Genomic DNA, 22,148 nt, shown 5'->3' on the forward strand with positions numbered 1-22,148 from the left:
ACCAGCTACTTAATAAAACCTTGATAATGTCTCATTAAAAGGTAAGATTCTAACTGTTTCATAGTATCCAGCGCCACACCAACAACAATCAGGAGAGCAGTACCACCAAAGGTTACATTGGGAATCCGGGCTATTGCCATCACGATATTGGGCAGTATGGCAATAAAGGCCAAGAATACTGCGCCAGCAAAGGTTACCCGGCTCATGACCTTATCGATATATTCTGCCGTTGGTCTTCCAGGACGAATTCCAGGGATAAAGCCCCCGTATTTCTTAAGGTTTTCGGCAATATCCAAGGGGTTCATGATAATCGCAGTGTAAAAATAGGTAAAGCCAATAATTAGTAAAGCGTATAAAATGGTGTTAATTACAGTTCCCCAGCCAAAATATTTTAAAACCCACTGGGCAAAACTGTTTTGGGGAAACCATCCCGCAATAGTAATCGGGAACATCAAAAGTGAAGAAGCAAAAATTATCGGAATAACCCCTGCCTGATTAACCTTGATGGGCAGGTGAGTGCTTTGCCCGCCGTAAACCCGGCGGCCGACAACCCTTTTTGCATACTGCACCGGAATTCTCCGCTGGGCTTCGTTAACCACTACAACGGCGTAAATTGCGGCTACAGCAATTACGGCTAAGATTAAAACGTTTAAAATGTTTGCCGTACCGGCAGAAACGTAATCAATAATCGTTTTAATGGAACCAGGGATCCTGGAAACAATCCCGGCAAAAATTATTAGCGATATCCCGTTACCAATGCCCTTTTCGGTAATCTGTTCCCCAAGCCACATTAAAAACGCTGTTCCCGCGGTAAGAGCAAGGGCAACGTATAAATATGTTAAGATTCCGGGGTTGTTTAAGGCCGATCTTAAACCAATTGCCATGAAGAAACCTTGAATAAAGGCTAAGATGACGGTTCCATACCGAACGTACTCGGTAATTTTCCGCCGACCTTCTTCCCCTTCTTTAGCCAGCTTTTCCAGGTATGGTATTACCACCGTTAAAAGTTGCATAATAATCGAAGCGTTAATATACGGGGTAATACTCATGGCAAAAATGGTAAATTTCTTAAAGGCACCACCGGAAATAACGTCAAAAAACCCCAAAATTGTACCCGATTGGATTAATTCTTCCATGCGGGCCAGGTTAATTCCCGGTACCGGTATATGAGCTCCGATACGAAAGACCAAAAGCATCAATAAGGTAAAGAGCAATCTACTCTTTAATTCTTTAGCCTTCATGGCATTGCGGAGGGCATCAAGCATTTACAGCACCTCCGCTTGCCCGCCGGCAGCGGTAATTTTTTCTTTTGCCGATTCACTAAAGGCATGTGCTTTAACGGTAAGCGCTTTCTTTAGTTCGCCGCCGCCTAAAATCTTTACACCGTCCCCTATTTTCTTTATTATACCAGTTTCCAGCAGGAGTTCTGGAGTTACCACTGTCCCATCTTCAAATTTATTTAAGCGGTCCACGTTAATGGCAATGATTTCTTTGGCAAATTTATTGTGAAAGCCGCGTTTGGGTAATCTCCGGTAAAGGGGCATCTGGCCACCTTCAAAGCCTGGTCTGACGCCGCCGCCCGAACGTGCCTTTTGTCCTTTTTGTCCACGTCCCGCAGTTTTTCCAAGGCCAGAACCTATTCCCTGACCTTTCCGGGTGGGTTTTTGCCGCGAACCAGGCACAGGCCTTAAATCATGTAACCGCATTTTCCCACCTCCTAAATTTCCTCAACTTTTAATAAATGGCTCACTTTATTTATCATCCCGCGGATTTCAGGAGTATCGGCTTTGATAACGGTCTGGTTGAGTTTTCTCAATCCCAGGGACTTTACCGTTGCCTTCTGCCGTTCACTTTGTCCAATGACGCTTTTTACCAGGGTAATTTTCAGCTTCTTTTCCATGAGTTATCCCTCCTAGCCCTTCAAGATTTCGGCCGGGGTTTTTCCACGAAGTTTTGCTACCATTTCCACGGTTTTTAACGACTTCAGTGCTTCAATGGTAGCATGGGCCATATTGTGGGGATTATTGGAACCCAAGGATTTGGTTAGGATGTCCCGCACACCTGCCATTTCCAATATTGCCCGTACTGCGCTACCGGCAATAACGCCGGTACCAGGTGCTGCTGGCTTTAATAACACCTTACCCGCACCGGCTTCACCAATAATTTCATGGGGAATTGTAGTATTAACAATAGGAACTTTGATCAGATTTTTCTTGGCATCTTCAATGCCTTTTCTAATAGCATCAGGAACTTCCGGAGCTTTACCAAGGCCCACGCCCACATGCCCTTTTTGATCGCCAACTACCACCAAGGCGCTAAAGGAAAAACGCCGTCCACCTTTAACAACCTTCGCTGTACGGTTGATCGCAATAACTTTTTCGCTCAACTCCAGTTGACTGGCATCAATTCTTGCCATCGTTATCCCTCCTTTTCTTTAAAATTGCAGGCCACCTTCCCGTGCTGCTTCCGCCAATGCTTTAACCCGTCCGTGATAAAGATATCCGCCCCGGTCAAAAACGACCTTTTCAATCCCTTTCGCTTTGGCCCGCTCAGCAATCAGCCGGCCAACAGCTTTTGCTGCTTCAATATTGCCGCCGTAGCCAATTTTCCCTCGCAATTCCGGATCGAGGGTAGAAGCTGCAACCAGGGTACGCCCGCTGACATCATCGATAATCTGGGCATAAATGTGTTTTAAGCTTCTATATACGTTTAATCTCGGTCTTTCCGGAGTTCCATGAATTTTCTTCCGAACCCGTAAATGCCGCCGTTTTCTTTCCAGATTCCGGTTGGTTTTGGTAATCATCGACTACCCCCCTTTTCTAAAAACGTTTTACTTCTTGCCTTTACCGCCGGTTTTACCAGCCTTTCTCCGAATTACTTCGTCGGTGTACTTAATTCCCTTTCCTTTGTACGGTTCAGGCTCCCGGACAGCACGGATAGTTGCTGCAAAATTACCAACCAGTTCTTTATCAATTCCCTTGACAATAATCTGGTTTTGAGCGGGAACTTCTATCTCAATCCCTTCGGGCGGATCCATTTCCACCGGGTGAGAATAACCGACCGTTAAAACCAGTTTACGTCCCTGCTTTGCCGCCCGGTAGCCTACCCCAACCAACTCAAGGCTTTTTTGATAACCGTTGGTAACGCCAACGATCATGTTATTAATTAAAGTCCGGGTAAGGCCATGGAGGGCTTTATGTTCTTTTTCATCGGAAGGTCTTTCTACCAGGATTTGCGAGCCATCAAAAGTTATTTTCATATCCGGGTGAAATTCCCGGGTCAAGCTCCCTTTCGGACCCTTTACGGTAACCGTGGTTCCTTCTACTTTTACTTCAACCCCTTGTGGAACCGGGATTGGTTTTCTGCCTATGCGGGACACAAAATCACCTCCTGGATTTTACTACCAAATATAGCAAATAACTTCGCCGCCTAAGCCTTCTTTGCGGGCTTTTTTATCGGTCATTATTCCTTTCGGTGTCGAAATGATAGCAATCCCGAGACCCCCTAAAACCCTGGGTAGTTCGTCTTTCTTAGCGTATACCCGAAGTCCGGGCTTGGAGATACGCTTTAGTCCTGAAATAACCCTCTCTTTATTGGGGCCGTACTTCAAAAATATCCGTAAAATCCCTTGCTTGCCGTCCTCAATGTACTCGTAATCCTTGATAAAGCCTTCCTCTTTTAAAATCTCCGCAATTGCCCTTTTTACCTTGGAGGATGGCACTTCTACCTTCTCGTGATAGACCATATTTGCGTTTCTAATCCGAGTTAAAAAATCAGCAATGGGATCGGTCATAACCATGGTATTTACCCCCTTTCTTTACCAGCTGGCTTTCTTAACGCCCGGAATCTCTCCTTGGTGGGCAAGTTTTCTAAAGCAAATCCGGCACATGCCAAAATCACGCAAGTACGCTCTCGGTCTTCCACAGATTTTACACCGGTTGTATTTTCTTACTTTAAATTTTGGCGGCCTTTGCGCTTTGGCAATCATCGATTTCTTGGCCATAAACGTCCCCCTTTCCTTATCTGCTGAAGGGCATTCCCATTAATTGTAACAATTCCCGAGCCTCTTCATCGGTTTTAGCGGTAGTAACGAAAGTAACTTCCATACCCCGAACTTTATCAATTTTATCATAGTCAATTTCCGGGAAAATAAGCTGCTCCCGTAAACCTACCGAGTAATTTCCCCGACCATCAAAGGATTTGGGCGATAAACCCCTGAAGTCCCGAACCCGGGGAAGTACTATATTGACAAATTTGTCCATGAATTCATACATCCGGTCACCGCGCAGGGTAACTTTTACGCCAATAGTAGCTCCCTGCCGTACTCTAAAACCGGCCACCGATTTCTTGGCTTTGGTAAGGACCGGTCTTTGTCCGGTGATAGCCATAAGATCGGCAACTGCAGCATCCACAGCTTTAGGATTTTGCAAGGCTTCGCCTAAGCCGATGTTTATCACTATTTTTTCAAGTTTTGGCACTTGCATTTTATTTTTATATCCAAACTTTTCCATCATTGCCGGTATTACATCGTTTTGATATTTATCCTTAAGTCTGGGCACGGTATAACCTCCTTTCGCCACGGCTTACCTGTCAAGGCTCTCGCCGCATTTTTTACAAACTCTAATCTTCTTGCCATCCGCTAAAAACTTCTTCCCGACCCGGGTGGGCTTGCCGCAGCTGGGGCAGATCACCATCACGTTACTTACGTGAATCGGGGCTTCTTTCTCAACAATACCACCCTGGGGAAGTTTGGGATTGGGACGGGTATGTCTTTTAACGATATTTACGCCCTCAACCACAACTCTATTTTCCTTGGGCAAAACCTGCACGATTTTTCCCTTTTTGTCTTTGTCTTTACCTGCAATGACTAAGACCATATCGCCCTTTTTAACCTTTAATTTTGGCATAATCCCACCTCCTTAAAGGACTTCCGGAGCCAGGGAGATGATTTTCATGAAATCCTTTTCCCTCAGTTCCCGGGCTACCGGTCCAAAAATTCGGGTACCCCGTGGGCTCTTATCGTCCTTAATAATTACTGCAGCATTTTCGTCAAATTTAATATACGTACCGTCCGGCCGGCGCACTTCTTTTTTGGTCCGAACAACTACTGCTTTAACCACCTCTCCCTTTTTCACAACGGCATCGGGTGTTGCTTCCTTAACGGAGCAAACGATTATATCACCTAAACTTGCATATCTCCGGTTGGATCCTCCTAAAACCCGGATGCACATTAATTTTTTCGCGCCGGTGTTATCGGCGGAATTCAATATGGTTTGTACTTGAATCACTTGCTGCTACCTCCTTTCAGGTAGAACCTGCTTAACCTTCAATAGTTTCAAGATTTTCCTCTTCGCCTAACACTTTGCCCCGCTCGATAATCTCCACAACTCTCCATCTCTTTTCCTTGGAGAGGGGCCGAGTCTCGGCAATTTTTACTATGTCGCCAGTCCGGCAGGCGTTATGTTCATCGTGGGCTTTAAACTTCTTTGTTCGGCGAATGGTCTTTTTATAAAGGGGGTGGCTGACCAACTCCTCAACGGCAACTACCACCGTTTTATCCATTTTATCGCTAACGACCCGTCCGATTTTTATTTTTTGGACTTTTTTCTTTTCCATCTTCTACGCCCCCTTTCTACTTCTCCACTTTTTGTCTGGCAATTTCTCTTTCCCGGATAATGGTATTAACCCGAGCTATATCCCGCCGCACCTCACGGATTCGGGATGGATTATCCAATTGACCGGTGGAAAGCTGAAACCGAAGTTTAAAAAGCTCATCTTTTAAACTCGCCAATTTTTCCACTAATTCCGCATCGGTTAATTCTCTTAATTCTTTAGCTTTCATGGGCTTCACCACCTACTTCCCGTTTCACAAATTTGGTTTTGATGGGCAGTTTATGGGAAGCAAGTCTCAGCGCTTCACGCGCAACTTCTTCCGATACCCCAGCAAGCTCAAACATAATCTTACCGGGCTTTACTACTGCCACCCAGTATTCCGGGGCACCCTTACCACTACCCATCCGGGTTTCAGCAGGTTTTCTGGTAATCGGGTGGTCCGGAAAGATGTTTATCCAGATTTTACCGCCCCGGCGGATATAACGGGAAATAGCTACCCGCGCAGCCTCAATCTGCTGGCTGGTAATCCATGCCCCTTCTACTGCCTGTAAGCCGTATTCCCCAAAATGAAGCTGGGTTCCTCCTTTGGCCTTACCCTTGAGGCTGGGGCGGTGGGGACGTCTATATTTAACCCGTTTTGGCATTAACATGGTTATTCGCCTCCTTCTGTACTAACGCTCTCCTTCTTAACCTCAGGCAATACCTCACCTTTATAAATCCACACTTTTACGCCAATTTTTCCATAGGTGGTTAACGCTTCGGCAAAACCGTAATCAATATCCGCCCTCAGGGTTGTTAAAGGTACCTTGCCCTCGCTATACCATTCGGACCGGGCGATTTCCGCGCCGGCTAAGCGACCGCTGCAAGCTACTTTAATACCCTGGGCACCCATTTTCAAAGCCCGGGACACCGCCTGTTTCATTGCCCGCTTATAGGAAATCCGCTTTTCAATTTGGGCAGCAATATTTTCTGCTACAAGCTGGGCATCAATTTCCGGAACTTTGATCTCGGCGATATTGATATTTATTTGCTTGCCGGTCATCTTTTCTAACTCTTTCCGCAATACTTCAATTTCTGTTCCGCCTTTACCAATCACCATACCTGGCCGGGCAGTATGAATAGTAACTTTCACCCGGTTGGAAGCCCGCTCAATTACAATTCGAGAAATTCCAGCTTGATAAAATTTGGTTTTAATGTATTTACGAATTTTTAAGTCCTCATGCAAAAGCTCCTGGTAATGTTTCTTATCAGCAAACCACTTGGCATCCCAGTCTTTGATAATACCTATTCTCAGTCCTTTTGGATGAACTTTCTGACCCACCTTAGCCCTCCTTCCTTTCCGCAACGACAATAGTTATATGGCTGGTCCTTACCCGCCAGAGATCCACGCGACCCTGAGCCCGCGGGTTATAACGCTTTAATGTCGGTCCCTGGTCCACATAGGCTTTGGCTACATAAAGGTTTTCTTTAGACATATCATGATTGTTTTCGGCGTTGGCAATTGCCGACCTTAAAACCTTTTCAATAAAATACGAAGCTTTTTTCGGGGTATACCGCAAAATCGCCAGCGCTTCCTCCACATCCTTGCCCCGAATTAAATCAATTACCTGCCGGGCTTTTCGCGGTGAAATCCGGATATATTTTGCCACTGCACGTGCTTCCATGAAAATCCCTCCTCTCTTGACTACTTGAGGGCAGTAGACCTTTCCGTATGGTCTCCATGTCCCCTGAAGGTACGGGTAGGAGCAAATTCCCCTAACTTATGTCCAACCATCTCTTCGGTAATATAAACCGGAACGTGCTTTCTTCCATCATATACGGCAATAGTATGGCCTACCATCTGTGGAAAAATAGTAGACCGTCTTGACCAGGTTTTAATAACCCGCTTTTCACCTTTAGCATTTAACTCCTCAATTTTTTTCAGAAGTTTTGGATCACAATATGGTCCTTTCTTGAGTGAACGACCCAAGCTGGCTACCTCCCTTCATGGTTACTTCCGTCTCTTAATAATTAACTTAGAGCTTGCTTTATTTTTCTTCCGTGTCTTAACCCCCAAGGTAGGTTTACCCCAAGGAGTAACCGGGTGACGTCCAATCGGTGAACGACCTTCACCACCGCCATGCGGGTGGTCTACCGGGTTCATAACAACACCGCGAACCGTAGGTCTAATTCCAAGCCAGCGAGCCCTTCCAGCCTTACCAATGGTAATATTTTCGTGCTCTAAATTACCCACCTGTCCGATGGTTGCCCGGCATTCCAAAAGGACTTTCCGCATTTCGCCCGAGGGAAGGCGTAAAATTGCGTACCTGCCCTCTTTACCAAGGAGCTGCGCCGCCGTTCCAGCCGCGCGCACCAACTGTCCACCTTTTCCCGGATAAAGCTCGATGTTATGAACTAAAGTACCTACCGGAATATTGGCAAGCGGCAGGGCATTACCCACTTTGATGTCCGCATCCGGACCGGACATTAAAACATCGCCCACTTTCAATCCATGGGGAGCAATTATATAACGCTTCTCGCCATCAGCGTATGCTAACAACGCAATTCGAGCAGTCCGGTTGGGATCATATTCAATCGCCACAACTTTTGCCGGAATCCCATCTTTATTTCGCTTAAAATCAATTATTCGATACATCCGTTTATGACCGCCGCCCCGGTGCCGAACCGTCAGCCGTCCCTGATTATTCCGTCCCGCATGCTTCTTTAAGGGAACTATCAAAGATTTTTCGGGCTCGGTTTTGGTAATTTCTTCAAAGGACGAAACGGTAACAAATCTCCGACCGGGGGAGGTGGGTTTGTAAGTTTTTACAGCCATCCTTTTCCCTCCTTTTATCTACTACCGGTTATACGCCTTCAAACAGTTCGATTTTATCACCGGCTCTTAACTTAACAATTGCTTTTTTGTATTCAGGGGTCCGGCCAACAAAACGACCAACCCGTTTCATTTTTCCTTTAACCCTGATGGTATTTACCTTTTCAACTTTTACTTTAAATAGCTCCTCAATTGCATTTTTAATTTCAATTTTGTTGGCATTTTTATCAACAATAAAAGTATATTTGTTTTCCTGGGCTAAATCCATAGATTTTTCGGTTATTAACGGCCTAATGATTATATCCCTTGGATTTTTCACTTAAAACACCTCCTCCACTTTTAGGACCGCATCACGGGTCATGATCAGCTTGTCGTGATTCAGGAGGCTTAATGCATTGAGGCTGGGAGCTGTCATTACGGAAACTCCCGGTATATTGCGGGCCGATTTTTCCACTATTTCATCATAACCTGCGGTGACAATTAAAGTCTTGCCGTTCACCTTGAGGTTATTTAATACTCTAATCATTTCTTTGGTTTTTGGTGCAGCAAAAGTTAAACTATCTACTACTATAAGGTTATTTTCATTTACTTTGTCGGAAAGCGCTGACTTCAACGCCGCCCGGCGTACCTTTTTGGGTACAGAATAACTGTAATCACGGGGATGTGGACCAAAGACGATACCACCCTTCCGCCAAAGGGGTGACCGAATACTACCATGCCGGGCACGGCCAGTTCCTTTTTGTCTCCAGGGCTTTCTGCCACCGCCAGATACTTCACCCCGAGTTTTTGTATCGTGAGTTCCCCTTCTTTGATTTGCCAGGTACATTAATGAAACTTCATATAAGACCGCTTTATTCACCGGAGCCCCGAAAATTTCGTCTTTTAGTTCAATTTCTCCAACCTGGGCTCCTTCCATGTTGTAAACCGGAACTTTGGGCATCTTTATCCCCCTTTCTTAACCAAAACTTCTATTTTCCTTTTACTGCTTCTTTGATGATTAAAAGGCTTCCTCTAATACCCGGAACCGAACCTTTTATAACCAGTAAATTTCTCTCTGGATCTACCTTAACAACCTCTAAGTTTTGAATAGTTACCCTCTCCATACCAAGTCGTCCGGGCAACTTCCGGCCTAAAAATACCCGAGCCGGTCCTTTTGCACCCAGTGAACCGGGCCGACGGTGGTATTTTGAACCGTGAGCCATTGGTCCCCGGTGAAAACCATGCCGTTTAATCCCACCGGCAAACCCTTTACCTTTTGATATTCCAGTAACATCAACTTTCTCGCCAACGGTAAAAATGTCTACCTTTATCTCCTGTCCTACTTCATAAGCATCGATATTTTCCACCCGAATCTCTCTTAAATACCGCATGGGCTTAACATTTGCCCGATTAAAATGCCCTTTTAACGGCTTGTTTACTTTACTTTCCTTTATTTCCCCAAAACCAAGCTGGATAGCATTATAGCCATCATTAGCTATTGTTTTCTTCTGCACTACCACGCAAGGCCCAGCCTCAATCACCGTCACCGGTATTGCCCTGCCGTCTTCGGTGAAAATTTGGGTCATTCCGACTTTTCTTCCTAAAATTCCTTTCGGCATTTGTTTCACCTCCTACAGCTTAATCTCAATATCTACTCCCGCCGGCAAATCGATCCGCATTAACGCATCGATAGTTTTTGGGGTGGGATCGATAATATCAATTAAGCGTTTATGCACCTTTAATTCAAACTGCTCTCTGGAGTCTTTATCGATATGGGGCGAACGCAGCACGGTATACAAGCTTCTTTCGGTGGGAAGCGGAATAGGTCCCGATACGCTCGCACCCGTCCTCTTGGCCGTTTCAACAATTTTCGCAGCGGACTGGTCCAAGATGGTATGCTCAAAAGCTTTTAGTTTAATTCTGATTTTTTGTTTATTCACGCATTACCCCTCCTTTTATTTCCCTTTTACATAAAACACCGGAGGAAGGGGAATAAATTCCCCCGCCTCCTGTTTTTTGCCGGGAGAGGCTTTATTACTCTTCGATCGCGGTAACAACGCCCGCGCCTACAGTTCTGCCACCTTCCCGAATAGCAAATCTCAATCCTTCTTCAATAGCAATCGGTGTGATAAGCTCAATATGAATCTTTACGTTATCCCCGGGCATTACCATCTCTACACCTTCTGGTAAATGGATTACTCCCGTTACGTCCGTCGTCCGGAAGTAAAACTGCGGCCGGTATCCATTAAAGAACGGTGTGTGCCGTCCCCCTTCTTCCTTCGTCAATACGTATACCTCAGCAAAAAACTTCCGGTGCGGCTTTATCGTACCAGGCTTCGCCAATACCTGCCCCCGCTCGATTTCCTTCCGGTCTACTCCCCGTAATAACGCTCCTATGTTGTCCCCTGCTACCGCTTCGTCTAACACCTTCCGGAACATCTCCAGTCCCGTTACTACCGTCTTCCGCGGAGCATCCATCAATCCTACTATCTCCACTTCTTCTCCTATGGTTATCCGTCCCCGCTCTACCCGGCCGGTCGCAACCGTCCCACGTCCGGTAATGGTAAATACGTCCTCTACCGGCATTAAGAACGGCTTATCTACATCCCGCTGCGGTGTCGGAATGTATTCGTCTACCTTGTCCATTAACTCCAATATCTTCCCACACCACGGACAATCTTCCTTGCCACAACCGCACTCCAATGCCTTCAACGCCGACCCTGCTACTACCGGTACTTCATCCCCGGGAAACTCGTACGTGCTTAAAAGATCCCGCACTTCCATCTCTACAAGCTCCATTAACTCCGGATCATCTACCATGTCCGCTTTGTTTAAAAATACCACAATGTAGGGAACTCCTACCTGACGGGCTAACAAAATGTGCTCCCGCGTCTGCGGCATAGGACCATCAGCTGCAGACACAACCAGGATAGCTCCGTCCATCTGCGCCGCTCCCGTTATCATGTTCTTTACGTAGTCCGCGTGTCCCGGACAGTCTACGTGGGCATAGTGCCGCTTCTCGGTCTCATACTCCACATGCGCTGTATTAATGGTAATTCCTCTTTCCCTTTCTTCCGGAGCATTGTCAATCTCATCGTACCTCTTTTGCTGGGCTAATCCTCTCTTCGCCAGCACCGTAGTAATTGCTGCGGTTAAAGTGGTCTTCCCGTGGTCTACGTGACCTATCGTCCCAATGTTTACGTGGGGCTTTACCCGCTCAAATTTTGCCTTCGCCATCGTTACTCCTCCTTTTTACTTACCTTGTCTTTTTTGAATAATTTGATCTGCCAAGTTCTTTGGCACTTCCTCATAATGGGAGAAATGCATAGTATAAGTACCCCGTCCCTGGGTTTTCGAACGGAGATCGGTAGCATAACCAAACATTTCAGCTAATGGTACATAGCCTCTTACAACCTGCATGTTATTCCGGGCTTCCATACCTTCAATCCGTCCCCGGCGAGAGTTGAGGTCACCGATAACCTCACCCATGTATTCTTCCGGAACAACAACTTCAACTTTCATAATAGGTTCTAAAAGAACCGGATTTGCTTTTAAAACCGCCTGTTTAGCGGCCATGGAACCGGCAATTTTAAAGGCCATTTCTGAAGAGTCAACTTCGTGGAAGCTACCATCAAACAGCGTTACCCGAACGTCGATAACCGGATATCCTGCCAGTACTCCGGATTCTAAGGCTTCCCGTACACCAGCATCTACTGCCGGGATGTATTCCTTGGGAATCACGCCACCAACAATTTTATTGACAAACTCATAACCTTTACCGGGCTCCAGCGGTTCAATTTCAATCCAAACATGACCGTATTGACCGCGTCCACCGGTTTGCCGGATGTACTTACCTTCAGCCTTGGCAGTCCCCCGAACGGTTTCTTTGTAAGCAACCTGGGGCTTACCAACATTGGCTTCAACTTTAAACTCCCGCATGAGCCGGTCGACGATAATTTCGAGGTGTAATTCACCCATGCCAGCAATAATGGTCTGGCCGGTTTCCTGGTCGGTCCACATCTTAAAGGTGGGGTCTTCCTCAGCTAAACGCTGCAGGGCAATACTCATCTTTTCCTGGTCCTGCTTGGTCTTGGGTTCAATCGCAACGTTAATAACAGGCTCGGGGAATTCCATGGATTCTAAAACAATTGGATGCTTTTCATCGCAAATGGTATCTCCAGTGTGGGTATCTTTTAAACCAACTGCTGCAGCTATATCTCCGGAACATACTTCATCAATTTCTTCCCGGTGGTTAGCATGCATCCGTAGCAAGCGACCAATCCGCTCTTTCTTCCCTTTGGTGGAATTTAAAACGTAAGAACCGGCTTTAAGGACACCGGAATAAACCCTGAAGAAGGTGAGCTTACCCACATAGGGATCAGCCATAATCTTAAACGCCAGAGCGGCGAATGGTTCGGAATCGCTTGCCTTCCGGAAGTCTTCATCACCCGTTTCGGGGTTAATCCCGCGCACTGCCGGAATATCCACCGGAGAAGGTAAATAATAAACAATAGCGTCTAAAAGCGGCTGAACACCTTTATTTTTAAAGGAAGAACCGCAAAGTACCGGAACAACTTTTACAGCAATTGTTGCTTTTCTAAGTCCCGCTCTGATTTCTTCGGGAGTTAGTTCTTCCCCATCCAAGTATTTCAACATTAGTTCTTCATCAGCTTCCGCTGCTGCTTCCATTACTTTTTCCCGATACTCAGCTACCAAATCTAACATCTCAGCAGGAATTTCCGCTTCCGCTAATTGAGTACCGAGGTCATCGGTATAAATAATCGCTTTATTTTCAATTAAATCGATAACTCCCTGGAATGTATCTTCATTTCCAATGGGGAGCTGAATCGGTACCGGATTGGCCCCCAGGCGTTCTTTAATTTGCCTGACCACTTCAAAAAAGTTTGCTCCCATCCGGTCCATTTTGTTAACATACGCTATCCGCGGAACACCATATTTATCGGCCTGACGCCAGACAGTTTCCGATTGGGGTTCAACGCCACCAACAGCGCAAAATATCGCCACGGCGCCGTCTAAAACCCTAAGCGATCTTTCAACTTCCACGGTAAAGTCCACGTGGCCGGGCGTATCAATAATGTTAATCCGGTGATTTTTCCAAAAGCATGTAGTAGCCGCTGAGGTAATGGTAATACCCCGCTCTTGTTCCTGGACCATCCAGTCCATGGTTGCGGCACCATCATGCACTTCGCCCATTTTATGCACTTTACCGGTATAGAAGAGAATACGCTCTGTTGTAGTCGTTTTGCCGGCGTCAATATGAGCCATAATCCCGATGTTTCTCGTCCGTTCCAACGGGTATTCTCTCGGCATATCGTATTCCCTCCTTTACCATCTATAATGGGCAAACGCCTTATTGGCCTCGGCCATTTTGTGAGTATCCTCTTTTTTCTTAACGGCTCCGCCAACACCGTTAGCTGCATCCATAATTTCAGCGGCCAATTTTTCTTCCATGCTCCGGCCGTTTCTTTCCCGGGCATAGTTGACGATCCAGCGGATAGCCAAGGACTGCCGCCGTTCCGGACGAACTTCCACCGGTACCTGATAGTTGGCCCCACCAACCCGGCGCGGCCGTACTTCAAGTACGGGCATAACATTTTTCATGGCTTCTTCGAAAACTTCTAATGGATCCCTGCCGGTTTTTTCCCGGATTATATCAAAAGCCCGATAGCAGATTTTTTCCGCCAAGCTTTTTTTGCCGTCAACCATTGTCTTATTAATCAACTTGGTTACCAATTTGCTGCCATAAATTGGATCCGGCAAAACATCCCGCTTGGGCACAGGTCCTCTTCTGGGCATCTTCTTCCCCCCTTTACAAGGATTCTTTCAGTTACTTTTTACTTCTTAGCTTTAGGCCGTTTTGTTCCGTACTTGGAACGACCTTGATTGCGGTTCTGCACTCCAGCACAGTCAAGCGCTCCCCGAACGATATGATATCTCACACCAGGAAGGTCCTTAACCCGGCCACCCCGTACCAATACCACCGAGTGTTCCTGTAAGTTGTGACCGATACCGCCGATATATGCGGTAACTTCAATGCCATTAGTTAAACGTACCCGGGCTACTTTCCGTAAGGCAGAGTTCGGCTTTTTCGGGGTTGTCGTATAGACTCTGGTACAAACTCCTCTTTTTTGCGGGCATCCTTTGAGCGCCGGTGCACTGGATTTCACTGCTACTTTTTCCCTACCTTTTCTCACTAACTGATTAATCGTTGGCATTTATTACACCTCCTTCCCCGGATCAATAATTGCAGCACAGGCACAACCTACAGCAATACCGCAGCTTTTTCCCAATTCTGCCATAGTATCTACGGTTTCAACTGGAACATTTTTTTCCTTGCAGAGGGCCACCACCGGATCGGTAACCCGCTTTTCTGCATCTAAGGCAATAAAAACTTTTATCGCTTTCCCTTTTTGGAGGGCTTTTAAAGTTTGCTTGGTGCCAACCGTCCTGTTTTTGGTTTCCTTAATCTCCGAAAGCGGCACTATACTCCCTCCCGCCTGTTAACACACTTTTATATGATAGCATTTTGCAAAATCCTTGTCAATTCATCTAAATTTTCGCCGGAGGTAATATCCATTAAAATTTTGTTAATTTTTCAGGGGCCGTGAGGTCCCGGCCCCTGAAATTTTACTCTTCATTCTTGGCCTGAACCATGATATTGCGGTAACGGGCCATACCCGTACCCGCAGGTATTAACTTACCGATAATCACATTTTCCTTAAGGCCTAAAAGCGGATCAACCTTACCTTTAATAGCCGCTTCGGTAAGCACCCTGGTGGTTTCCTGGAACGATGCCGCCGATAAGAACGAGTCAGTTGCCAGCGAAGCCTTAGTTATCCCCAGCAGTACCCTCTTAGCGGTTGCCGGTTTTCCACCTTTTGCAATAACTTTAGCATTTTCATCTTCAAATTCAAAAATATCCACCAGGCTTCCCGGTAAAAGGTCGGTATCACCGGAATCCTCAATTTTTACCTTTCTTAGCATTTGCCTAATAACTACCTCAATATGCTTATCGTTAATTTCCACACCCTGCATCCGGTAAACTTTCTGCACTTCCTGGAGGAGATAAAGCTGAGCCCCCTCGATACCTTTAACTTTAATTAAGTCATGGGGGTTAATAGGCCCTTCCGTTAGTTCGTCCCCGGCATATACTTTATCTCCGGTCTGGACTTTGATGCGTGCTTGATAAGTTATAGGATATACCTTGCGTTCTCCGGTCTCCTGATTTATGACCTCAATTTCCCGGCGTCCTTTGTTATCCCGAACCTCAACCACACCATCAATTTCGGTAATAATCGCCTGGCCCTTGGGTCTCCGGGCTTCAAACAGTTCTTCGACCCGCGGTAAACCCTGGGTAATATCCTCACCGGCAACACCACCGGTATGGAAGGTCCGCATGGTAAGCTGGGTACCCGGTTCTCCGATACTTTGCGCGGCAATAATTCCTACCGCTTCGCCGATATCTACTATGCTGTTGGTAGCAAGATTTCGACCGTAACACCGGGTGCAAACCCCGTGGCGAGTGCGACAGGTTAATACGGAACGGATTTTAACCTTCTTAATATTTGCCGAAACAATTTTTTCAGCGATTTCTTCAGTAATTTCCTGGTTTTTCGCGACCAGTAATTCGCCCGTTTCCGGATGGACTACATCTTCCGCAGCCACTCTCCCCAAAATTCTATCTTCAAGTTTTTCAATAACATCAGTCCCGTCTTTCACATCGGTTACATAAATACCATCTTCGGTACCGCAATCTTCTTCCCGGACTATAACATCCTGGCAAACGTCAACCAGTCGCCGGGTAAGGTAACCGGAGTCGGCAGTTCTAAGCGCCGTATCCGCCAATCCTTTCCGTGCTCCGTGGGTGGAAATAAAGTATTCTAATACCGTTAACCCTTCCCGGAAATTAGCTTTAATCGGCAGGTCAATGATTCTTCCGGAAGGATCGGCCATCAATCCCCGCATTCCGGCTAACTGGCGAATCTGCTGAATGTTACCCCGGGCACCGGATTTGGCCATCATATAAACGTGGTTAAACTGGGAAGCTTCCAGGGTTTCCACCAGTTTTTTCGTTACCTTTTCGGTTGCCGCATTCCAGATATCTACCACCCGCTGATAACGTTCATCTTCGGTAATTAAACCCCGGCGGTACTTGACTTCAATGTCCGCCACCATCCGGTCCGCTTCTTCTAAAATTTCCTGCTTTTCTTTGGGAACGGTAATATCTACGATACCAATGGTAAGACCGGCCTTTGTTGCATAATGGAATCCAAGTTTTTTAAGACCGTCTAACAAGTAGCCGGTTTTTTCATAGCCAAGCTTTCTATAGGATTCGGTAACAATTTTTCCCAGGGCTTTTTTATCAACTAAGTGATTTATAAATCTTAACTCTTCGGGAATTACCTCATTAAATATTATCCTTCCCGGAGTGGTCTCTAACTCCACTATTTCTCCCCGTATGGGATAGCGAACTTTTATTTTGGTGTGAAGCTCGATAACCCCTTCTTCATAAGCCATTATTACTTCTTCCGGATGGGCAAATTTCTTGCCTTCACCTTTAGCCCCGGGCTTTTCTACCGTCAGGTAGTAACTGCCAATAACCATATCCTGAGTCGGTACGACTACAGGCTTTCCATCTTTAGGGTTCAAGATATTGTGGGAAGAAAGCATTAAAAGTCGAGCTTCCGCCTGGGCTTCCGCCGAAAGAGGCACGTGAACCGCCATTTGGTCGCCATCGAAGTCAGCGTTGTAAGCGGTACAAACCAGCGGGTGAATTTGTATTGCCCTACCTTCCACCAGAACCGGTTCAAAAGCCTGAATTCCCAAACGGTGCAAGGTAGGCGCCCGGTTTAAAAGCACCGGATGTTCTTTAATTACCTCTTCCAGGACATCCCAAACCTCGGGTTTGACCCGCTCCACCATGCGCTTGGCACTTTTAATGTTGTGAGCAATACCGTCGGCCACTAATTTTTTCATAACAAACGGTTTAAACAACTCTAAAGCCATTTCCTTTGGCAAACCGCACTGGTGCAACTTCAATTCCGGGCCAACCACGATAACCGAACGACCGGAATAGTCCACCCGCTTACCCAATAGGTTTTGGCGGAAACGCCCCTGCTTACCCTTTAACATATCCGACAGGGACTTTAAGGGCCGGTTTCCGGGTCCCGTTACCGGACGGCCACGCCGGCCATTATCGATAAGAGCATCCACCGCTTCCTGCAGCATGCGCTTTTCATTCCGGACAATGATGTCCGGTGCCCCTAATTCCAGAAGCCTTTTTAAGCGGTTGTTACGGTTTATTACCCGCCGGTACAGGTCATTTAAGTCCGACGTGGCAAACCGGCCACCGTCTAACTGGACCATCGGCCGCAGTTCCGGAGGAATAACCGGAATAACATCTAAAATCATCCATTCCGGCCGGTTGCCGGATTTTCTAAACGACTCGACAACTTCCAATCGGCGGAGTGCTCTGATCCGCCGCTGTCCGGTTGATTCTTTAATCTCCGCCTTGAGCTCGGCGGAAAGTTCATCTAAATCTATTTCCGCCAAAAGCTCTTTTATCGCTTCTGCTCCCATTCCCGCTTTAAAAGCATTGCCGTACTTTTCCCGGGCTTCCCGATACTCCGTTTCGGTCAGCAACTGCTTTTTAAGAAGGGGAGTTTCCCCGGGGTCAATCACGATGTACGAAACAAAGTACAAAACTTTTTCCAGGGAACGGGGAGACATATCCAGTAAAAGGCCCATCCGACTGGGAATCCCTTTAAAATACCAGATATGCGATACCGGAGCAGCAAGCTCAATATGGCCAAGCCGTTCCCGCCGCACTTTTGAACGAGTTACTTCGACCCCGCAGCGGTCACAGACGACTCCCTTATAACGAACCCGTTTATATTTACCGCAGTGACACTCCCAGTCTTTGGTAGGGCCAAATATTCTTTCGCAAAAAAGTCCATCCCGTTCCGGTTTTAGAGTCCGGTAATTTATTGTTTCCGGCTTTTTAACCTCTCCATGGGACCAGGCACGGATTTGATCCGGAGATGCAAGACCAATCTTAATACGCTCAAAGTTATTTAGAACCAGCAAGGAGCTTCTCTCCTTTCAATAATTTAATCCTCCAGGTCACCATCAAAATCATCATTAATCTCAAAATCCGCTTCTACTTCTTCCTCATAATATTCGTTTTTTACTTCGTCTCGATCCGCAATGCTTGCCGCTAAGCCGTATTCTTCGGCTTTTTCACCTATATCATCGTCTATTTCCTTAATTTCTACTTCTTCATCATTATCGGTGAGAACTTTAACGTCAAGCCCCAAGCTTTGCAGTTCCTTGATTAATACCTTGAACGATTCTGGAACACCCGGTTCAGGGATATTCTCTCCTTTAACAATTGCTTCGTAGGTTTTTACCCGACCAACCACATCGTCCGACTTAATGGTGAGAATTTCCTGCAGCGTATAAGCGGCGCCGTAGGCCTCCAAAGCCCAAACCTCCATTTCCCCGAACCGCTGCCCACCAAACTGGGCTTTTCCACCCAGCGGCTGTTGGGTAACCAGAGAATACGGACCGGTAGACCGGGCATGGATTTTGTCGTCTACCAGGTGAGCAAGTTTCAGCATATAAACATAGCCTACCGTTACGCGGCTGTCAAAAGGCTCACCGGTACGTCCATCTCTTACTTCTATCTTGCCGTCTTCCGGAAGTCCCGCTTTTCGCAGCGCCTCAAAAATGTCTTCTTCGGTAGCCCCGTTAAAAATCGGAGTTGCTACATTTATCCCAAGAGCCTTGGCAGCCCACCCCAGGTGACACTCCAGAATCTGTCCAATATTCATCCGGGAAGGAACACCCAGAGGATTTAAAACAATTTCCACGGGGGTGCCGTCGGGTAAGAAAGGCATATCTTCTTCCGGCAAAATCCTTGCCACAACACCCTTATTACCGTGGCGACCAGCCATCTTGTCCCCGACGGAAATTTTCCGTTTCTGGGCAATGTAAACACGGACCAGCATATTTACTCCCGGAGAAAGCTCGTCGCCATTTTCCCGGGAAAAAACTTTAACATCGACAACTTTTCCGGATTCTCCGTGAGGAACCCGCAGGGATGTATCCCTGACTTCCCGGGCCTTTTCCCCGAAAATAGCCCTAAGAAGTCTTTCTTCAGCAGTAAGTTCCGTTTCTCCTTTGGGAGTGACTTTACCTACCAGGATATCCCCCGGACGGACTTCAGCCCCTATCCGGATAATTCCCCGTTCATCTAAATCTTTTAAGGCATCTTCACCAACATTGGGAATATCCCGGGTAATCTCTTCAGGACCAAGCTTGGTATCCCGGGCATCACATTCGTATTCTTCAATGTGAATGGAAGTAAAAACATCTTCTTTAACCAGCTTTTCGCTTATCAAAATAGCGTCTTCATAGTTATAACCTTCCCAGGGCATGTAGGCCACCAAAACATTTTTACCTAAAGCCAGTTCACCGTGATCGGTAGACGGACCATCGGCAATAATTTGGTCCTTCTCCACCCGTTCACCTTTCCTAACAATCGGCTTTTGATTGATACACGTCCCCTGGTTGGACCGTTGAAATTTTATAAGCTTATACCGGTCTATTTGCCCCTGGTCGTTTCTTATGACGATCTCATCCGCAGTAACTCGCTCCACAACTCCAGGATTCTTGGCCAGAACCACAACCCCCGAGTCTTTAGCAGCCTTGTACTCAATACCGGTGCCAACTACCGGCGCTTCGGTCCGGATAAGCGGCACTGCCTGCCGTTGCATGTTAGCACCCATCAACGCCCGGTTGGCATCGTCATGTTCTAAGAAAGGAATTAGGGAAGTTGCCACCGAGAAAACCTGTTTGGGAGAAACATCAACAAAATCAACTTTTGAAGGCTCGACGTGCAAGATTTCGCTGCCATGCCGGGCATTGACCATTTCATCTAAAAATTTTCCTTCCGGAGAAAGCCTGACGTTAGCCTGAGCAATAATGTATTTTTCTTCTTCATCGGCAGTTAAGTAAACAATTTCATTGGTTACAACTCCCCGCTCCTTATCAACCTTGCGGTAGGGAGTTTCAATAAAACCAAATTCATTTACCCGGGCATAAGTAGTAAGATTACCGATAAGACCAATGTTAGGACCTTCCGGCGTTTCAATGGGGCACATCCGCCCGTAATGGGAGTGGTGAACGTCCCGCACTTCGAAACCAGCCCTTTCCCGGGAAAGTCCTCCCGGTCCCAGAGCCGAAAGCCGCCGTTTATGGGTTAATTCGGCCAGAGGATTGGTTTGGTCCATAAACTGGGAAAGCTGGCTGGAACCAAAGAATTCTTTAATGGCAGCTACAATAGGTCTTGTATTTATTAAAACCTGCGGGGTTAATGAATCGGCATCCTGAATGGTCATCCGCTCCCGCACAACCCGTTCCATCCGGGCTAAACCGATCCTAAATTGGTTTTGCAGTAATTCCCCTACCGACCGGAGCCGGCGATTGCCTAAATGGTCAATATCGTCTACCTTCCCCTGTCCCCGCATTAATCCTAAAAGATAGCGAATGGTATAAATTATATCTTCGTTAGTAAGTTCCCGAATAAACTCCCTTTTAACGGGAACATAGTCATTTAAATATTTATCATATTCTTTTTCACCGTCTTCCTCGAGGTAACGGTATAATACCCCGTGATTTAATTTTTTAAATAGCTTGTATCGTCCAACATTACCCAGATCGTAACGTTTTGGATCAAAAAACATTGAATCTAAAAGAGTTTTCGCACTCTCCACCGTAGGCGGTTCACCCGGGCGGAGCTTTTTATATATTTCAATTAACGCTTCTTCCCGGGAATCGGTATTGTCTCTTTCGAGGGTAGCGATAATTTTATCATCATGGTCAAATAATTCCGCAATGCGCCCTTTTGATTCGTACCCAAGCGCCTTTAAAAGCACCGTTACGGGAAGCTTACGGGTACGATCGATACGGACATATATATGGTCATTTACATCCGTTTCAAATTCTAACCAGGCCCCCCGGTTTGGGATAATTGTTGCCAGGTACATTTTTTTACCGTTAGGGTCGACCTGTTCCGAAAAGTAAACCCCCGGGGAACGAACCATTTGACTGATTACAACCCGTTCAGCACCGTTAAAAATAAAGGTACCTTTTTCCGTCATTAAGGGGAAATCCCCTAAAAATACTTCCTGCTCTTTAATTTCTCCGGTTTCCTTATTTAAAAGTCTTACCTTTACTCGAAGAGGGGCAGAATATGTAAAATCCCGTTCTTTGCACTCCTCCACAGAGTATTTGGGTTTACCAAGGTAGTAATCTAAAAACTCTAAAGATAAATTACCGGTAAAATCGGTAATCGGGGATATTTCCCGAAAAACTTCCCTTAACCCTTCATCTAAAAACCACTGGTACGATTTTTTCTGAATTTCAATGAGATAAGGAAGTTCCAGGATTTCGGGAAACTTGGCATAGCTATAACGGATTTTTTTCCCGACCTGCACCGGTATCATTAAACTATCACCCCTCAGAAAAAATTAAAAGCCAAAAAGGTAAAAAGGCAAAAAGAAGCCCTTTTGCCTTTTTACCTAAAAATATTCAAGGCAATACTTCACATTACCATATTGTATCCAAAGTCGCAAGATATTACACATCCTCCAATTTAATTATAAGATGGCATTTTTAAATGATATCACAAGTATTTGTGATTGTCAATAAACGGATTACC

General features: G+C 46.2%; 29 protein-coding genes. All 29 read right to left on the bottom strand.

Features of this window, described 5'->3' with window-relative positions:
- Nucleotides 1-5: 5 nt before the first annotated feature.
- The gene (gene secY / locus CHY_RS10610; protein WP_011345171.1) at nucleotides 6-1,265 is read right to left on the bottom strand and encodes a preprotein translocase subunit SecY; all 1,260 of its coding nucleotides are present in this window, start codon (nucleotides 1,263-1,265) and stop codon (nucleotides 6-8) included.
- Nucleotides 1,266-1,706: a 50S ribosomal protein L15 gene (gene rplO / locus CHY_RS10615; RefSeq protein ID WP_011345172.1), complete on the bottom strand. Its 441-nt coding sequence runs from the start codon at nucleotides 1,704-1,706 to the stop codon at nucleotides 1,266-1,268.
- Between the two features lie 11 nt (nucleotides 1,707-1,717).
- Nucleotides 1,718-1,900: a 50S ribosomal protein L30 gene (rpmD, locus tag CHY_RS10620; RefSeq protein WP_011345173.1), complete on the bottom strand. Its 183-nt coding sequence runs from the start codon at nucleotides 1,898-1,900 to the stop codon at nucleotides 1,718-1,720.
- A 12-nt stretch (nucleotides 1,901-1,912) separates the two neighbouring features.
- Entirely contained in the window at nucleotides 1,913-2,416 is a 504-nt protein-coding gene (rpsE, locus tag CHY_RS10625; protein WP_011345174.1) for a 30S ribosomal protein S5, read from the bottom strand.
- 18 nt (nucleotides 2,417-2,434) lie between these two features.
- Entirely contained in the window at nucleotides 2,435-2,803 is a 369-nt protein-coding gene (gene rplR, locus CHY_RS10630; protein WP_011345175.1) for a 50S ribosomal protein L18, read from the bottom strand.
- Nucleotides 2,804-2,830: 27 nt separating this feature from the next.
- Nucleotides 2,831-3,379: a 50S ribosomal protein L6 gene (gene rplF, locus CHY_RS10635; protein ID WP_011345176.1), complete on the bottom strand. Its 549-nt coding sequence runs from the start codon at nucleotides 3,377-3,379 to the stop codon at nucleotides 2,831-2,833.
- A gap of 21 nt (nucleotides 3,380-3,400) precedes the next feature.
- The gene (gene rpsH, locus CHY_RS10640) at nucleotides 3,401-3,799 is read right to left on the bottom strand and encodes a 30S ribosomal protein S8 (protein ID WP_011345177.1); all 399 of its coding nucleotides are present in this window, start codon (nucleotides 3,797-3,799) and stop codon (nucleotides 3,401-3,403) included.
- An 18-nt stretch (nucleotides 3,800-3,817) separates the two neighbouring features.
- Nucleotides 3,818-4,003, bottom strand: a complete 186-nt coding sequence (locus CHY_RS10645) for a type Z 30S ribosomal protein S14 (protein WP_011345178.1) — start codon at nucleotides 4,001-4,003, stop codon at nucleotides 3,818-3,820.
- A 16-nt stretch (nucleotides 4,004-4,019) separates the two neighbouring features.
- A complete protein-coding gene (gene rplE / locus CHY_RS10650) occupies nucleotides 4,020-4,559 on the bottom strand; it encodes a 50S ribosomal protein L5 (protein WP_011345179.1) in 540 nt (179 codons plus the stop codon).
- Nucleotides 4,560-4,583: 24 nt separating this feature from the next.
- Nucleotides 4,584-4,907, bottom strand: a complete 324-nt coding sequence (gene rplX / locus CHY_RS10655; RefSeq protein WP_011345180.1) for a 50S ribosomal protein L24 — start codon at nucleotides 4,905-4,907, stop codon at nucleotides 4,584-4,586.
- A 12-nt stretch (nucleotides 4,908-4,919) separates the two neighbouring features.
- Nucleotides 4,920-5,288 carry a 50S ribosomal protein L14 gene (gene rplN, locus CHY_RS10660; protein ID WP_011345181.1) on the bottom strand — a complete coding sequence of 123 codons (369 nt, stop codon included), beginning with the start codon at nucleotides 5,286-5,288 and terminating at the stop codon, nucleotides 4,920-4,922.
- Between the two features lie 31 nt (nucleotides 5,289-5,319).
- Nucleotides 5,320-5,616 carry a 30S ribosomal protein S17 gene (gene rpsQ / locus CHY_RS10665; RefSeq protein WP_011345182.1) on the bottom strand — a complete coding sequence of 99 codons (297 nt, stop codon included), beginning with the start codon at nucleotides 5,614-5,616 and terminating at the stop codon, nucleotides 5,320-5,322.
- A gap of 16 nt (nucleotides 5,617-5,632) precedes the next feature.
- Nucleotides 5,633-5,842 carry a 50S ribosomal protein L29 gene (gene rpmC / locus CHY_RS10670; protein WP_011345183.1) on the bottom strand — a complete coding sequence of 70 codons (210 nt, stop codon included), beginning with the start codon at nucleotides 5,840-5,842 and terminating at the stop codon, nucleotides 5,633-5,635.
- Nucleotides 5,832-6,263: a 50S ribosomal protein L16 gene (gene rplP, locus CHY_RS10675; protein ID WP_011345184.1), complete on the bottom strand. Its 432-nt coding sequence runs from the start codon at nucleotides 6,261-6,263 to the stop codon at nucleotides 5,832-5,834. The genes rpmC and rplP overlap by 11 nt, the downstream gene beginning before the upstream one ends.
- 2 nt (nucleotides 6,264-6,265) lie before the next feature.
- A complete protein-coding gene (gene rpsC / locus CHY_RS10680; protein ID WP_011345185.1) occupies nucleotides 6,266-6,934 on the bottom strand; it encodes a 30S ribosomal protein S3 in 669 nt (222 codons plus the stop codon).
- Nucleotide 6,935: 1 nt separating this feature from the next.
- Nucleotides 6,936-7,277 (bottom strand): 50S ribosomal protein L22, encoded by a 342-nt coding sequence (gene rplV / locus CHY_RS10685; RefSeq protein WP_011345186.1) that lies wholly within the window; start codon nucleotides 7,275-7,277, stop codon nucleotides 6,936-6,938.
- A gap of 20 nt (nucleotides 7,278-7,297) precedes the next feature.
- Nucleotides 7,298-7,582: a 30S ribosomal protein S19 gene (rpsS, locus tag CHY_RS10690; RefSeq protein WP_011345187.1), complete on the bottom strand. Its 285-nt coding sequence runs from the start codon at nucleotides 7,580-7,582 to the stop codon at nucleotides 7,298-7,300.
- Between the two features lie 21 nt (nucleotides 7,583-7,603).
- Complete coding sequence (rplB, locus tag CHY_RS10695; protein WP_011345188.1) at nucleotides 7,604-8,428, bottom strand: 50S ribosomal protein L2; 825 nt, start codon at nucleotides 8,426-8,428, stop codon at nucleotides 7,604-7,606.
- 28 nt (nucleotides 8,429-8,456) lie between these two features.
- Nucleotides 8,457-8,744, bottom strand: a complete 288-nt coding sequence (rplW, locus tag CHY_RS10700; protein ID WP_011345189.1) for a 50S ribosomal protein L23 — start codon at nucleotides 8,742-8,744, stop codon at nucleotides 8,457-8,459.
- The gene (gene rplD / locus CHY_RS10705; RefSeq protein WP_011345190.1) at nucleotides 8,745-9,365 is read right to left on the bottom strand and encodes a 50S ribosomal protein L4; all 621 of its coding nucleotides are present in this window, start codon (nucleotides 9,363-9,365) and stop codon (nucleotides 8,745-8,747) included.
- 28 nt (nucleotides 9,366-9,393) lie between these two features.
- Nucleotides 9,394-10,023: a 50S ribosomal protein L3 gene (rplC, locus tag CHY_RS10710; RefSeq protein ID WP_011345191.1), complete on the bottom strand. Its 630-nt coding sequence runs from the start codon at nucleotides 10,021-10,023 to the stop codon at nucleotides 9,394-9,396.
- A gap of 12 nt (nucleotides 10,024-10,035) precedes the next feature.
- A complete protein-coding gene (rpsJ, locus tag CHY_RS10715) occupies nucleotides 10,036-10,344 on the bottom strand; it encodes a 30S ribosomal protein S10 (RefSeq protein WP_011345192.1) in 309 nt (102 codons plus the stop codon).
- A gap of 94 nt (nucleotides 10,345-10,438) precedes the next feature.
- The gene (gene tuf / locus CHY_RS10720; RefSeq protein ID WP_011345194.1) at nucleotides 10,439-11,641 is read right to left on the bottom strand and encodes an elongation factor Tu; all 1,203 of its coding nucleotides are present in this window, start codon (nucleotides 11,639-11,641) and stop codon (nucleotides 10,439-10,441) included.
- A 15-nt stretch (nucleotides 11,642-11,656) separates the two neighbouring features.
- Complete coding sequence (gene fusA, locus CHY_RS10725) at nucleotides 11,657-13,735, bottom strand: elongation factor G (protein WP_011345195.1); 2,079 nt, start codon at nucleotides 13,733-13,735, stop codon at nucleotides 11,657-11,659.
- A 15-nt stretch (nucleotides 13,736-13,750) separates the two neighbouring features.
- Entirely contained in the window at nucleotides 13,751-14,221 is a 471-nt protein-coding gene (rpsG, locus tag CHY_RS10730; RefSeq protein ID WP_011345196.1) for a 30S ribosomal protein S7, read from the bottom strand.
- Nucleotides 14,222-14,259: 38 nt separating this feature from the next.
- Nucleotides 14,260-14,640 carry a 30S ribosomal protein S12 gene (rpsL, locus tag CHY_RS10735; RefSeq protein ID WP_011345197.1) on the bottom strand — a complete coding sequence of 127 codons (381 nt, stop codon included), beginning with the start codon at nucleotides 14,638-14,640 and terminating at the stop codon, nucleotides 14,260-14,262.
- A 3-nt stretch (nucleotides 14,641-14,643) separates the two neighbouring features.
- Nucleotides 14,644-14,907 carry a L7Ae/L30e/S12e/Gadd45 family ribosomal protein gene (locus CHY_RS10740; RefSeq protein WP_011345198.1) on the bottom strand — a complete coding sequence of 88 codons (264 nt, stop codon included), beginning with the start codon at nucleotides 14,905-14,907 and terminating at the stop codon, nucleotides 14,644-14,646.
- A gap of 145 nt (nucleotides 14,908-15,052) precedes the next feature.
- Nucleotides 15,053-18,511, bottom strand: a complete 3,459-nt coding sequence (rpoC, locus tag CHY_RS10745) for a DNA-directed RNA polymerase subunit beta' (protein ID WP_011345199.1) — start codon at nucleotides 18,509-18,511, stop codon at nucleotides 15,053-15,055.
- 23 nt (nucleotides 18,512-18,534) lie between these two features.
- Nucleotides 18,535-21,933: a DNA-directed RNA polymerase subunit beta gene (gene rpoB, locus CHY_RS10750; RefSeq protein ID WP_011345200.1), complete on the bottom strand. Its 3,399-nt coding sequence runs from the start codon at nucleotides 21,931-21,933 to the stop codon at nucleotides 18,535-18,537.
- Nucleotides 21,934-22,148 lie beyond the last annotated feature (215 nt).

Source organism: Carboxydothermus hydrogenoformans Z-2901 (assembly GCF_000012865.1).
Lineage (GTDB): Bacteria > Bacillota > Z-2901 > Carboxydothermales > Carboxydothermaceae > Carboxydothermus > Carboxydothermus hydrogenoformans.